The organism is Hymenobacter yonginensis, from assembly GCF_027625995.1.
GTDB classification, from domain to species: domain Bacteria; phylum Bacteroidota; class Bacteroidia; order Cytophagales; family Hymenobacteraceae; genus Hymenobacter; species Hymenobacter yonginensis.
The window spans coordinates 3,002,418-3,016,302 of sequence record NZ_CP115396.1 but is presented as its reverse complement, the minus strand read 5'-3'; the positions used below and the strand labels follow the sequence as shown (position 1 = coordinate 3,016,302).

At 65.6% G+C, this 13,885-nt stretch carries 8 protein-coding genes; 2 read left to right on the top strand and 6 right to left on the bottom strand.

Annotated features, from left to right (window positions below; translation table 11 throughout):
- Positions 1–155 precede the first annotated feature (155 nt).
- Both O9Z63_RS12995 and O9Z63_RS12990 read left to right on the top strand, forming a co-directional pair.
- Positions 156–866 carry an SGNH/GDSL hydrolase family protein gene (locus tag O9Z63_RS12995; protein ID WP_270125676.1) on the top strand — a complete coding sequence of 237 codons (711 nt, stop codon included), beginning with the start codon at positions 156–158 and terminating at the stop codon, positions 864–866.
- Between the two features lie 400 nt (positions 867–1,266).
- Positions 1,267–4,047, top strand: coding sequence for a TonB-dependent receptor (locus tag O9Z63_RS12990; RefSeq protein WP_270125675.1), 2,781 nt, complete (start codon positions 1,267–1,269; stop codon positions 4,045–4,047).
- 55 nt (positions 4,048–4,102) lie between these two features.
- On the opposite strand, the gene O9Z63_RS12985 is transcribed toward O9Z63_RS12990, so the two are convergent.
- From O9Z63_RS12985 to O9Z63_RS12960, 6 genes are all read right to left on the bottom strand, one after another.
- Positions 4,103–6,331 (bottom strand): efflux RND transporter permease subunit, encoded by a 2,229-nt coding sequence (locus O9Z63_RS12985; RefSeq protein WP_270125674.1) that lies wholly within the window; start codon positions 6,329–6,331, stop codon positions 4,103–4,105.
- Positions 6,332–6,435: 104 nt separating this feature from the next.
- Positions 6,436–7,503 (bottom strand): hypothetical protein, encoded by a 1,068-nt coding sequence (locus O9Z63_RS12980; RefSeq protein WP_270125673.1) that lies wholly within the window; start codon positions 7,501–7,503, stop codon positions 6,436–6,438.
- Between the two features lie 163 nt (positions 7,504–7,666).
- Positions 7,667–10,210 carry a PEP/pyruvate-binding domain-containing protein gene (locus O9Z63_RS12975; RefSeq protein ID WP_270125672.1) on the bottom strand — a complete coding sequence of 848 codons (2,544 nt, stop codon included), beginning with the start codon at positions 10,208–10,210 and terminating at the stop codon, positions 7,667–7,669.
- 204 nt (positions 10,211–10,414) lie between these two features.
- Positions 10,415–11,317 carry a UbiA prenyltransferase family protein gene (locus O9Z63_RS12970; RefSeq protein WP_270125670.1) on the bottom strand — a complete coding sequence of 301 codons (903 nt, stop codon included), beginning with the start codon at positions 11,315–11,317 and terminating at the stop codon, positions 10,415–10,417.
- A 216-nt stretch (positions 11,318–11,533) separates the two neighbouring features.
- Positions 11,534–12,742 (bottom strand): aminoglycoside phosphotransferase family protein, encoded by a 1,209-nt coding sequence (locus tag O9Z63_RS12965; RefSeq protein WP_270125668.1) that lies wholly within the window; start codon positions 12,740–12,742, stop codon positions 11,534–11,536.
- Positions 12,735–13,883 carry a DUF3419 family protein gene (locus O9Z63_RS12960; protein ID WP_270125667.1) on the bottom strand — a complete coding sequence of 383 codons (1,149 nt, stop codon included), beginning with the start codon at positions 13,881–13,883 and terminating at the stop codon, positions 12,735–12,737. The genes O9Z63_RS12965 and O9Z63_RS12960 overlap by 8 nt, the downstream gene beginning before the upstream one ends.
- Positions 13,884–13,885: the final 2 nt, after the last annotated feature.

The following is a 13,885-nucleotide window of genomic DNA, read 5'->3' as shown; positions in this document are numbered from 1 at the left end:
GCCGGCGCGCTGCTGCGCCGGGGCTGGCCGTGGATTCTGTGAAAAAAGCGCCGTCCGGTAGTTTCCGGGCGGCGCTTTTTTGTGGGGTGATATGCCGGGCAATCTGGCGGCGCGGTGGGGCCGTACGTTGGCCTCACGTAGTTGCGCCGCTGCCCATGTCCCGCTTGCTTGTTTTGTTTTCCGTCTGGCTGTTCACGTTGGGTTGTGGGGCCGAAACACCAGCGCCAGCCGCGCTGCCGCCCGCGGCAGATCCGGTGTCGGCCCCGGCGGGCACGCGGCGGTTTCTGGCCCTCGGCGACTCCTACACCATCGGGCAGGGCGTACCGGCCGCCGACCGCTGGGGCGTGCAGCTGGCCTGGCTGGCCCAGGCCGAGGGCTTGCAGAAGCCCGACATCATTGCCCGCACCGGCTGGACCACCGAGCAGCTCCGCGAGGCCATTGTGGCCGCCAATCCGCCTGCGTCTTACGAGCTGGTGTCGTTGATGATTGGGGTGAACAACCAGTTTCAGGGACTGCCGCTGGCGGAGTACCGCACCGATTTTCGGGAGCTGCTGCAAACGGCCATCCGGCTGGCTGGCGGGCGGCCCGGGCGCGTGGTGGTGCTGTCTATTCCCGACTGGGGCCAGTCGCGGATGGGCCGCAGCTACTCGCAGGCCGCCATCAGCCAGGAAATCGATCAGTTCAACGATGCCGCCCGGCAGGAGTGCGCGGCGGCCGGCGTGGCCTTCCTCGACATCACCGACCTGACCCGCGCCACCAGCTACGACCCCGCCCAGTTCGCGTCCGACGGCCTGCACTACTCCGGCCTGCATATGCAGCAGTGGGCCACCCGGGCGTTGCTGCTGGTGCGCCGCCTGGTGCAGTAGGTGTGGCGCGCTGACGTTGGTTTTTTTCCGTTCGCGAAACATTCGGCGCCGTAAGCGGTAGTGCAGGGGTTGTTCTGGCGCGCGGTTGTGCGCCGGCACCCTGGTTTCTGTTTGCCCGCCTGATGTACTTGCTCAACCTGCCCGCTTTCTCCCCGATGCCGATTTGCCGGCCTGCTTCCGCAGGTGTGGCGGCGGGGTGCTGTTGCTGTTGTTGAGGCTGCGCCGGCTGGCGCCAACCACCAGCGCGGTAGTGCGTACATAGGGCTGCGCTGATATTCTTTCTTTTCCCGGATTGTGCTGAACGGACCCCGCCAAAGGCGGTGCGTCGGATGTGTGAACGGCACGGCCGCCCCGCAGGGCGCGGCCGGCCCCCTGGCTTGTTTTCTTTTTTCTTTCTGACATGAATAATCTATCCGCAACGCGGCTGGGCCTAGTCACGGCCCTGTCGGTGGCCAGCTACGCCGCCTTTGCCCAGACCGTGCCCGTGACGGGCCGCGTAACCAACACCACCGGCCAGGGCCAGCCCGGCGTGACCGTGCTGGAGCAGGGCACTAGCAACGGCACCAGCACCGACGCTGACGGCCGCTACCGCCTGAGCGTGCAGCCCAATGCCACGCTGGTGGTGTCGGCCATTGGCTCCGTGACGCAGCAGGTACCCCTCAACGGCCGCACCTCCGTTGACGTGCGCCTCGCCGACAACCAGACCGCCCTCAACGAGGTGGTGGTAACCGGCTCGCGCGCCACCGAAGGCCGCTCCAACATCCTGACCACGGCGCCGGTCGACGTTATTTCGGCCCGCGAAATCAAGGCCTACGCACAAACCGACGTCACGCAGATCTTGACGTACATCGCGCCTTCGTTCCAGAGCACGCGCCAGACCGTAACCGACGGTACCGACTTCGTAGACCCGGCCTCGCTGCGCGGCCTGGGGCCCGATCAGGTGCTGGTGCTCGTGAACGGCAAGCGGCGGCATACGTCGGCGCTGGTGAACATCAACGGCACGCCCGGCCGCGGCTCGGTGGGCACTGATATGAACGTCATTCCGCCGGCCGCCATCAAGCGGATTGAGGTGCTGCGTGACGGCGCTGCGGCCCAGTATGGTTCCGACGCCATTGCCGGCGTCATCAACATCCAGCTCAAAGACGACACCACCGGCGTGAACGTGAGCAGCACCGCCGGCCAGACCACCGAGAGCGACGGGCAGCTGTTTCAGGCCGATGCCAACGCCGGTTTCGGGCTGAACAAGCGCGGTTTCGTGAACGTGAGCGGGCAGTTCAGCAACCGCAGCTACTTCGACCGCAGCGGCACCGACACGGCCCCGCTCATCTACAAAGGCACCAGCGCCGGCAACTACCCTGGCGGCCTCACCAACGACCAGAAGCTGTCCCTCAAGGCCCAGGACGACGCGCTGGTGGCCCAGAACGGCTTCAACCGCCGCAACATTCGGGTAGGCGCTTCCGACACGCGCACCTACGGCGGCTTTTTGAACGCAGCCTACACCTTGCTGCCGGCTCAGGAGCTGGAAGCCTACGTGGCCGGCGGCCTCACGCGCCGCACCGGCCGCGGCGGCGCCCTCTACCGCCTGCCCACCCAAACCACCCAAATCGACCTGGGCCTCTACCCAAACGGCTACCTGCCGTTCATCAACAGCACCGTGGATGACGCCTCGCTGATTACGGGTGTGCGGGGCCGGGTGCTGGGCTTCCAGGCCGACCTGAGCAACACCTACGGCCGCAACAGCCTGCGCTACGACATCAGCAACACGCTCAACGCCTCGCTGCCGCTGGGCACCAGCCCCACCGAGTTCTACGCCGGCGAGCTGCTGTTTCAGCAGAACACCGTGAACCTGGGCTTCTCGCGCAAGTTCCTGGAACTGCCGGTGCTGAGCACCCTCAACGTGGCCTTCGGCGGTGAATTCCGGGTGGATAACTTCCAGATTGAGGCTGGCGAGCTGGGCTCCTACGCTAACGGCATCAACGAGCAGGGCCGCATTATCACGCCGGCCTCCGGCAGCACGCCGGCTACCTATGCGGCGGCGGGCTCGCAGGGCTTTGCCGGCTACCGCCCGCAGGACGCCACCGACCGTTCGCGCACCAACGTGGCCGGTTATGTTGATCTGGAAAGTGATATCACCGAAAAGCTGCTGGTGAGCGTGGCCGGCCGCGCCGAGCGCTACTCCGATTTCGGAAGCAACGTGAGCGGCAAGCTGGCCGCCCGCTACAGCGTGCTGCCCGACGTGGCCGTGCGCGGCGCCATCAGCAACGGCTTCCGGGCGCCTTCGCTGCAGCAGCGCTACTTCACCAACTCCAGCACCCAGTTCAATAGCGGCGAGCTGCGCGAAGTGCTGACCACCAACAACGACAGCCCGCTCACGCGCTCCTTCGGGATTGGCTCGCTGAAGCAGGAGAAATCCACGAACTACAGCCTGGGCCTGACGGCGCGGGTGCTGCGTACCATCACGCTTACCGTGGATGCCTACCAGATTGACATCCGGGACCGAATCGTGCTCAGCAGCCAGTACAACCGCGGCAACGCGGCCGTAGCTCAGATTCTGGGTACGCTGCCGGTGCAGGGCATCCAGTTCTTTGCCAACGCCGTGAACACCCGCACCCGCGGCCTCGATGTGGTAGCCAATGAGCGCCTGACTCTGGGCACTGAAAGCCGCCTGACCCTGACGGCCGCCGCCAACTTCAACGCCACGAAGGTGCGTAGCTTCAACAGCTCCGGCTTCATTGATGCCAACCCCACGCTGCAGAACACGCTGTTTGACCGGGCCCAGCGGGCGCGCCTCGAAAACGGCCAGCCGCGCAGCAAAATCAACCTGAGCGCCGACTACGGCTACAAAATCTTCAGTGCCAACCTGCGCACCGTGCGCTTCGGCGAGGTGCAGACCAAGGATGCTAACCCCGACCGCGCCTTCATCGACCAGACGTTTTCGGCCAAGTGGATTACCGACTTCGTGCTCAGCGCCCAGGTGCTGAAGAACGTGGGCGTGAGTGTGGGCGTCAACAACCTGTTCGACGTGTACCCCGACCGCCTCTATCAGGACCCCAACAACAACCCGCAAAGCTTGGCCTACTCCACCCTCGACGCCACCAACCGGGGCCGGTTCCTGTACAGCTCCAACCAGTTTGGCTACAGCGGGGCCTTTTATTTCGGCCGCCTCAACCTGACGCTCTAGCCGGCTGCCGGCAGGCTTTCTTCAAATGTCCCGCGACCCGGAATAGGCCCTGTGCTTATTCCGGGTCGTATTTTTTCAGGACCAGCGGGAAGATAACCAGCTCACCGTAGAAGGCGCCGGCTACGGCAATGGCTGTGAGCAGGCCAAACAGCTGTACGGTTTTCAGGGAGCCCAGCGTCATGACGGCGTAGCCCAGAAACAGCACCACGCTGGTCAGGACGATGGTGGGGCCGACGTGCGCAATGGTAGTGAGGCGGGCCTGGGCGGGCGTGAAGCCGTGGCGGCGGTGCTGCTGGTAGCTGTACACGAAATGAATGGTGTCATCGACGCACAAGCTGAGCACGATGGAGGCAATGCTGGCCGTAGCCGTGTCGAGCGGGATGCCCAGCCAGCCCATGGCGCCCAGCAGCACCAGCACCGGAAACAGGTTGGGCACCACCGTGAGCAGTGCCAGCCGGAAGCTGCGGATAAACGCCCACGTCAGTGCAAACACCAGCCCGAATGACAGCAGCAGACTGTTGGTCTGCGACTCAGTGACGTAGGCCACGATATTGGCGTAGAGCGGCTGGTAGCCGGCGGGCCGCACCGTAGCCACCGGCCCCAGTGTAGCCTGCGCAATCTGCAGTAGCGTATCCACTTTAGCTGTGAGCTGCCGCGCCGACAGCATCCGGCCTGATACCGTGACGCGCCCAGTGCCGGACGGCGCGTGCACGAACTGCGCCAGCAGCGCCGGAAACTCCAGCCCCAGTTGCCGCTCCACGGCGTGCAAAGCGCCCTGGCTGGCCCGCAGGCGGGTAGCCTTACGACCCACCTGGGCTTCGAGGCCGGCCTGATACAAAGAGTGAAACCCTGTTACCTGGCCTACGCCGCTGAGCCGCCGTACCGAGTCGGCGAAGGTGAAGGTGGCCTGCACCACGGCTACGTCCGACAGGGTGTGGCCGGGGCGGGGCTCCACCAGCAGCTCCAGCGGCATGTAGGGCCCCCAGCTGGCTTCAATGGCCTCGTGGTCCGTGACGACGCGGTGGGTGGCGGGCAGGTAGCCGAGCGTGTAGGTGTCGGAGCGGAGGCGGGGCAGGCCGGCAGCCAGCGCCAGCGTGAGCAGCACCGAAAGCGTGGCAAAAAAGCGCGGCCGGGCCAGCAGATACTGGTAGAACGCCACCATGCGGCTGGCGGCCGAGTGGGTGGCGGCGGCGGTGCGGGCCGGGGCTTTGGCCAGTGGCAGCAGCAGCACTCCCAGCAAAAACGTAAACACCAGGCATAGCGCGATACCCAGCGCCGCAAACATCCCGAAGTTGCGCAGAATGGCCATCGGGCACGAGAGCAGCGCCAGGAACCCGGCTACGGTGGTGAGCATGGTGAACAGGCAGGGCGCAAACACGTTGCGCAAAGCCTGCAGCGCGTCGTGGCGGGCGGGGCTGGTGGGCGTGCGCAGGCGGTTGCGCTCGTTGATGACGTGCATGGAATCCATGATGCCGAGCAGAATCAGCACGATGGGCAGCAGCACCGTCATCAGGTTTACGCGGTAGCCCAGCGCCCCGTACACCCCAAACGTGACGTAGGTGGCCAGCCCCACGATGCCCAGCATGTAGACCAGCAGCAGCAGGTTGCGGTAAATGAGCAGCAGCACCCCGAACATCAGCAAATAGCCCAGCCCCAGAAAAAGCCCAAAATCGTGTTGTGACAGCGCATTGAGGCCCGCGTACACGATGCCCACGCCGCCCAGGTGGGCCTGCTCCGGCCGGAAGTGCCGGTCTACCACCCGCTGCACCTGCGCCAGAATCTCGCCGCGCCGGTCATCGAAATCAGGCATTTGCCGCAGCCGGATGATAAAGCGCGCCGTGCGATAATCGTCGGAAAACAGGCTCTGGCGCAGCGTGGGCAGCGGATGCAGTGTTTGCCGTACTTCGGCGGCCGTGGTGCCGGGCATCAGCAGCTGCCGCGAGGAGCCGGCCAGGCCCCGGCCGGGCAGTTGGGTGTTGCCGGGCCCGTTCACGCCCGCCACGGCGGGCAGGGCTTCCAGCTCGCGGGTGAGGTGCCAGAAGGCAGCCAGATACTTGGGCGAAAGTACCGGCTGCACATCATGCACGGCCAGAATCACTACTTCGTCGTTGCCGAAGCGCTGTTGGAAGGCGTGGTATTCGCGCAAAGCCGGGTCGCCGGATAGAAACCAGGTGGAAAGGCTGTTATCGACCACCATGGCGGCCTTCACGCCGGGCCACAGCGCCACGCAGGCTGCCACAATCAGCAGCAGAAGCAGGTAGCGGAGTTTGTGTAGATACAGCATAATGGGAATAGAGGATAGATTGTCATTCCGAGCGGAGCGAGGAATCTGAGTTGAAATCGTGCAGCAGCGTCACCCAGATTCCTCGCTCCGCTCGGAATGACAGTTCACGTCAGTGGCAGCTCGTACAGCGCGTAATGGGCGGTTTCGGCGGGCAGGCCGTCGGTGAAGTGCAGGGAGAAGTTGTCGGAGCGCATCAGGCAGAAGATGGCCTCGTCGTACAACTCGCGGAAGGCCAGCATGCCGTAGGCGCCCAGGTAGCTCATCAGCTGCTGGTTGCGGAAATCGGGGTGCACGCCGATGGTTTTGGCCAGCAGGGTCTTGCGCGGCAGGCGCGGGTAGTCGCGCTGGAAATTGGGTGGCTCGGAGCCCAGCTGCAAAGGCGCGTAGTTGGGGTGGCAGAGGCTGAGCGCCACCAGGCGGCCGTGCGCTTTTTCGCGCAGTAGCACCGATGTATGGGGGCACAGCCGGGCGGCATACTGGGCGTTGTAGAGCTGCCGGAACTGGCTTTCCGGAATAGGCTGGTAGGCCGGGTTGGCGCTGAACACCTGGTGTACCAGCTCAAACAGCGCCGCTTCGTGCTCCGGCCAGGTCTCCGGCGTGAGGGGCAGAAACTCGTAGGGCAGGCTCCGGACGGCGGCCAGCAGCGCGGCTTTGTCTGCATACACAGCCGGCACCGTGGCGGGCGCAATCAGGCGGCTTTCAAACGTCAGCACCGGCGCAAAACCCAGCTGCTCCAGCAGGCCGGGGTAGTAAGTGGGGTTAACCGGCTCCCGGTCGAACTGCTGCCAGGAAGGCGCGCTGCCCAGCCGCAGGCGGTAGGAGTGGTAGGTGCTGAAGTTGAGTGGGCCCTGCAGGTGGGTGTAGCCGCGCTGCCGCGCCGCCTGCTGCAGCTGCGCGAAGGCCGCTGCGTTCAGGGTCACGTCGTCCACAGTTTCCCAGAACCCGAAGTAGGCCGTGCGGCCGTTCTTGGGGAAGATGCCTACCAGCCGCAGCTGCGCGTGGTCGGTGAACAGCACGATGTCGTTGCGCTCCAGTTCCTGCCGGAACAGCTGCCGCACGGCCGCCGCGTCTTCCTGTGGCTGGTAGGGCAGCGCTGCGTACAGCGGGCCGGGAATCTGAAAGAACGAATCCGGCAAAGTGCCCTCAAAGGGCAGCTGGTGAATGGGGTTCATAAGAGGAGTGTGGCTGATGCCTACCGGTTCGGCGGCTGTTGAAGCCATCGGGCCGGTAGTCGCGCCTGCTGATGTTGTATCGTTGGTATATTCTGGTGGCTACGTTCAAGTGACGACCGGCCCCACGGCTGGAAAAAGCCGCCGGACCGGAGCCGTTCTAGCGTCAGTCCACCACCTCAATCCGGCCGGTTTCGCCGTTGAGGCGGAATTGCTGGCCGGTGCGTAGGCGCTGCGTAACGTGCGGCACGTTGATGATGGTGGGGATGCCCAGCTCGCGCAGCAGAATCACGGAGTGCGATAACGACGAGCCTTTCTCGATGATGACGCCGCGGCACATTGGGAACAGGGCTGCCCAGCCGGGGTCGGTGCGCAGGGCACACACGATTTTGCCGCTCACGTTCAGGTCGCCGCCGGGGTCGGTGATGACGATTACCTCGCCCTCGGCCACGCCGGGGTAGCAGCCGGTGCCGGCTATGGCGCCTTCGGGCAGGGGCGGGGCGTCAGCGGGCCGGGCGGGCACCGTCACGCGGGACGGTACGTCTTCCTGGGCATACTGCCGGAACTCGCGGCGACGCTCGGCTACCAGCGGCAGCAGGGGAGTGGCGCCGTCGGCCAGGGCGGCCAGCAGCTCCGGCTCCGTCAGCCAGAACACATCTTCGGGAAAAGCCAGTTGGCCGCGCTCCGTGAGCTGGGTGCCCATAGCCCGGTAGAGCGCCCGGTACATGCCAAACAGCCGGGTGCGCTCCAGCCGTAGCGCCTCGCGGTATCGGATGGCCTGTTGCAGCTGGTTGAGGCTGCGCTGCAGCCGCCACCGAAACCAGCGGCTGCGGCCGGCCAGCTTATCGGCCAGCTCCTGCCGGGCCTGCTGTTGCAGAGGGCTGCCGGTTTCGGTTTCCGGGGCGGGAGGCGCCAGCAGGAAGTTGCGCAGGTATTGGTAGAAAACGGCGGGCTCCACGCGCATGGTGGCCGTTTCCAGCTTCAGCTCGCCCACCGTCCGGTCGCCGTACTGCCCGATGAACTCTTCCACGGCCCGGTGAAAATCCGGCGCCAGTTGGGCCACTTGGGCGTGCAGATCGTGCGGGGCGGCCAGCACCAGCTCGCGCAATGCTGCCTGGGGCCACGCGGCGCGGGCCAGGGCCTGCAGCCGGCGCGTGGGTTGGGTGCTGGCCACCTGCTGGTCGCCGGACAGGTAGCGGCTCAGAAACTCGTCGGGCTGCACGATGCCGGCCCGCTGCAAACCCCGGTTCACGCGGCCGTTGGTGGTCATCACGAAGAAGTCGTTGATGATGGGCGTGGTCCAGTTTTGCAGCAGCTGCGCATCCAGTAGGTCCTTCTGCTGCCGCAGCTCCGCGCCGTTGAGCGTGGCTAGCGGCAGGGCGTAGAAACGCTGGTAGTGCGCCCGAAAGTGGGCATGAAAGGCTGGCACGCGCTTCTTCAACTGTCCGAAGGCCCGCAGCAGCCGCAGCAGGTTCAGGCCCAGGCCGGGCAACAGCCGGAGCGTGGCACCCAGCGTTTTGCGCTGACTCACCACGAAATCCACGGGCTCTTCCAGGCCCATCATGCGCTCCATGTCGGCCTTGTTCTGGCGGAAGGAGGGCAGCAGCTGCAGGCCGCGGTACCAATTGTTGATGTTGTAGTAGATGCGCCCCTTCACCAATCCCAGCAGCTGCGTGACGGTGCTTTCGTGGGCCTTAATGCGGGTCGGCGGCAGCCCCAGCACGTGCATGGTCTGGCGGTACACGGTGGCGTAGGCGCGCTGCGCGAAGCTGAACGTGAGCGGCGTCGTGACCCCGCAGTAGCTTTCCTGGATGTTGGAATTGTCGTAGACCACCACCTCCGGAATGGGCTGGGTGATGGGCCGCGCCTGCACCAGCCACGGCTGGCCAGCTTCCACCACAAACTCCAGGTCCTGGGGCTGGCCGAACTGCTGCTCCAGCTGCGTGGCCGCCGCAAACAGCGTGGCCAGCTGGGCATCGGTGAGGCAGGCGGCGTGCTGCTGGCCAGCGGGCACGGCGGTTTGCCGGAGCCCATCGACGTAGGCAGCGCACTGAAACTGGGTTTCCTTGGCGGCTAATTGGGTGTGGCAGCGGGTGCCGGTGTGCTTGTCGAGGTAGAACTCATCGGGCTGCAGCTGCCCGCCCACCAAACCTTCGCCAAAGCCCCAGACGGCGTGCACGGCCATTTCCTGCGGATACTCCGGAAACGTGGAAAACACCACGCCGCTGACTTCGGCGGCCAGCTGCCGCTGAATGATGACGGCCGGCCGCGCCGCCAGCGGCAGCTGCTTCTGCCGTCGGTAGGCCAGGGCCCGCTCGGAGTAGGCGCTGGCCGCGCACTGTCCCACCGCCGCCCACACCGCTGCCTCCGACGTCAGGTTCAGAAACGAATCCATAAGCCCCGCAAACGAGGCGCCCGCGCCATCCTCATCGGCTACCGAGGAGCGCACCACTACCGGTTGCGCCGGAAACCCCCATCCGGCCAGCACCTGCCGGATGGCCTGCTGGTCGGCGGCGGGCAGCTGGAACGCCTGCAGGTGCTGCCGCTGCTGCGCCGCATCCGGCGCGGCCAGCAGCAGCCCATCGAAGGTTTCGGCGGGCACCACCAGAAACTCCGGCACGCGCATGCCCGCTGCCTGTAGCCGGAACAGCCCGCGCGCCTTGTGGCCGATGGTGTGGTGAGCAGGCGGAGTGGAACCGTGAAGTATCATGGGTGTAGTGAAATAAAACGGTGCTTTGGTACTCGTGCTGCCGGGCGCCTCATCCCCCCGGCCCCCTCTCCGCAAAGGAGAGGGGGAGCCGAACGATTGTTGGGCAAGCCATGGTCATCAGGCGACTTCAACTGAAGCCCTGTGGTTGCCGAAAGATTCTGGTTTTGGCAGGCGACGCGGACGACGAGACGCGAATACGCGTCTCTACAGCAGAATAAGGCCGATGAGGGCCAGGTAGCTGGTCAGCATGAACACCGATACCAGCAGCTCGGCGGTGCGCAGCAGCTTTTCCTGGGGCTTGGCCGCCGCCCGGCCGTACACCAGCAGCGCCAGCCCAAACAGCCCCGCCAGCAGCTCAAGCGCCCAACTGCCGGCCTGCAGCTGCCGCAGCAGCACGCCCTGCACCGCAGTGCCGCCCAGCAGCACCAGCAGCACCGCCGCAATGGCCCCGCGGTAGCCCAGCGTGCGGGAGTAGGAATCGATGCCGGGGCGCTCGGCGGCGGGGGCGTGGGTTTTGCGGGCCAGCTCGAACGCAAAGCCGCCCAGCAAGCTCAGGGCCGCCAGCAGCCAGAACCGCGGCGGCGTGGCGCCATCGGGCTGAAACAGCTGGTACGCCTGCCACAGCCAATACACGACGAGCGGCATAATCAGCATGTGGCTGAAGGCGTACAGCACCAGCCGGCGCTTCAGAAACGCACTCACGCCGAACTCGTAGCGCATCAGCACACTGTAGCCCAGCGTCAGCGCCCAGCCGCCCAGCGCCGCCCGCCCCATCCGCGCCGACCATACTAGCTCGCCTGCCGCGCCCAGCCACGCCAGTTGCTGCAGCTGCGGCAGCGTCACGAGGCCCCGCTGCAGCACGCGCTGCGGGTGGTTGATGGCGTCGGCGGCATAGTCCTTGAGCTCATCGAACACCCGCAGGCGAAAAAAAAAGGAAATGGTAGCCAGCCCGCCGCCCACCTCCAGCCACCGGAACCGGCCCAGCCCCTGGCCTGCCGCATCCAGCGTCGCCACAGCCCATACCGTCAGAAACAGAATGGCAAACAGGCCCATATTGACGGGTGGAAACCGCTGATTCAGGTACGCGGCCAGGTGGCGGATATTCATCGGGAGAGTTGAGCGGCAGGAAGGAGTGTGCGGCTGTTTTTGCGGCACCTGATAAGCTATTTGAGTTATCATCGCCCAACGACGAGACGCCATATTTTGCGTCTCGTCGTTGGGCGACCGGAACCGTGCTGCCCAAAAAACATCAGCAACGACGAGACGCAAAATATGGCGTCTCTACATCGCACTGACAGCTTCCGCAGTTCAGGCAAACAGGTTTTAAGCAATGTGTGAGGCAATAGCGGCAGGTGCGGTGTTTTCAGTGGGCACCGTCTGGGTTAGCGTATCGAAGAAGCTCTCGACCACGCGGGGCAGGAAGGGGTAGGGCCCCACGGAATGTGCCATCAGGTACATGCCCAGACGGTGCAAACCGAAATCGAGGGCGGCGTAGTGGGTTTCCCGGCGGAAGGCGGCTGGGTCGGCGTAGCGGCCGGTGAGGGCGTGCAGGGTGTGGCGGTAGTGCTCCAGATAGGCGGGGCGCAGGTGGTAGCGGTCGGTATCGAGTACGAAGCAGAGCAGCTCTACGGCATCGTACACCGGCACGTGGTAAGTGGCCAGCTCCCAGTCGTAGGCGGAGAGCTGCAGGCTGGCCCCGGCGCCCCGGAAGCAGGTGTTGCGCGGGTTCAGGTCGTTGTGGATGAGCGTGCGGGGCCGCGCATCCAGCCAGGCCTTGCGCTGCGGAATCTGCTGGATGGCGGCCTGTAGCTGTGCCGTACGCTGGACCCCGAACAACTCCGGGAAGCGGGGCGCGGCGTTGTGGAGCAGTGCTGTCCAGAGCGGGGCCAGCTCCTGCATGTAGGCGCCGGTGGGCAGGTCGGGCCAGGCGGGCGCGGCAAAACCGGGCGGCAGCAGGTGGCAGGCGTGCCAGGCGGCCAGCTGTGCCAGCGCCGTCCGGATATGGTGGTTGGTCCAGGCGGCGGGCGTCTGCACCGAGTTGAGCAGCGTCACGTCTTCCAGATACTCCATCAGCACGCAGTAAAGGCCGGTTGCCTTGTCGGCGTGCGTGCCCCAAATGCGCGGCATCAGGCCGGGCGCGGCGTGCTCATACACGGCCAGCTCGCGCTGGTGGGTGTGCTGGAAGCCGGTGCGCTCGGCAAAGGCTGAGTACACCGCAGCCAGCTCGCCGCCGCACAAACCAGCCAGCCCGGCCAGCATGCTGGATATTTCGCCGCCGTGGGGCTTCACCTTGAGCACCAGATGATGGGTCGTGGGCGGCCGGCCGGCTTCTTCCAACGTCACGGCCAGCCCGAAGTGCCCGATGGGACGGGCGCTCTGGCCCGCCGTGAGCGTCACCAGAATACTGGCGGAGTTGTCGAGCGGCAGGGGATCCACGGCCAGCACTTTGTGGGCGGAATTGGGGGCGTGGGCGCGCAGCATTTCTTCCAGAAACGCCGGGCTCACCAGGTCGAGGGTGGTGGTATCAGGCACAGTCAGCGAGGAAAGAAGGTGTGGCAGAAGAAGCAGCGGCGCAGATCTGGCGCGAGTCGAGCACGCGCACGTTGCGGAAGTAGAAGCAGGCCTCCTGCTGCGACAACCGCTCAGAAACTGCCGTGGCTACTGGCAGCGGTTCCGCACCCGGAGCGTTGTCGGCGCCCTGGTCGAGCAGCAGGTTCCAGTATACCACCCGCAGCGGCCGGCTGTTCGCAAACAGCGCCTGCGTGGTCCGCTGGAACTCGGCCGGGCTGGTATACTCGAAGATGTTAGACAGGCTGGCTTTGTTGATGTGCTGGCCCGCCGCGCTACGCAGGTAGTCCACAGCCTCACCTGCTGCCAACGTGAGCTTGGGCAGCTGCCGGCGCAGCAGCGCGTAGTTGCGGCGCTGGTAGCAGGGCGGCAGGATGGCGCAGGGCAGGTTTTCGGGTCCGAAGAAGAAGAACCGCAGAAAGAAATTGTCGCGCATCAGCTCGGTGCGCAGCGTGTCGCGCAGGCGGCTGTAAAAGGCCTCGCCGCCCGACTCGGCCGCGTACCGAAACAGGCGCGGGTCGCGGCCCTTGCTCAGGTTTGCCTCATCGAAATACGCTGTGAACCGCGCCGGAAACTCCGAACTGGCCAGAGTAGCCTCAAAGTAGGCGGCCTGCTCAGCCACCGTATCAAACTCCAGCAGCTGCCGCAGGTGGGCCTGCAGGGTGGGAGCCAGCGTCGGCAGAAAGCCCGTGACGTAGCTTTCCAGCCGCCCCGCCGTGAGAATCCCGGCCGGATGGCTCTCGAAAAACGAGGCCCAGTAGCCATGCTCGGCAGCCGTCAGCGTGGGCGCCACCGTTTGCCAGGCTGCCGCCACGGCCGCTGGTCCGGCCAGCCCCAGCAGGCCGCGCAGCACCGCGTGCTCGTGGTGCCGGATGACGTGCAGCTTCAGGCGCAGCAGCTGTAGCTGCACCGGATTCAGGTCGATGGCCGTGACGTGGCGCGGGTTCTTGAGCAGCGCATTGAGCACGTTGCAGCCCGCCGAGGCTATAACCAGCACGTGGTCGGTGGGCTGCAGGGTGAGGGCGCCGTAGAGAGTACGGCTGTCTTCCCACACCAGCGAATAGAGCAGGCGGTCCAGCGCCACTTTGTAGAACTCGGATTCCATAG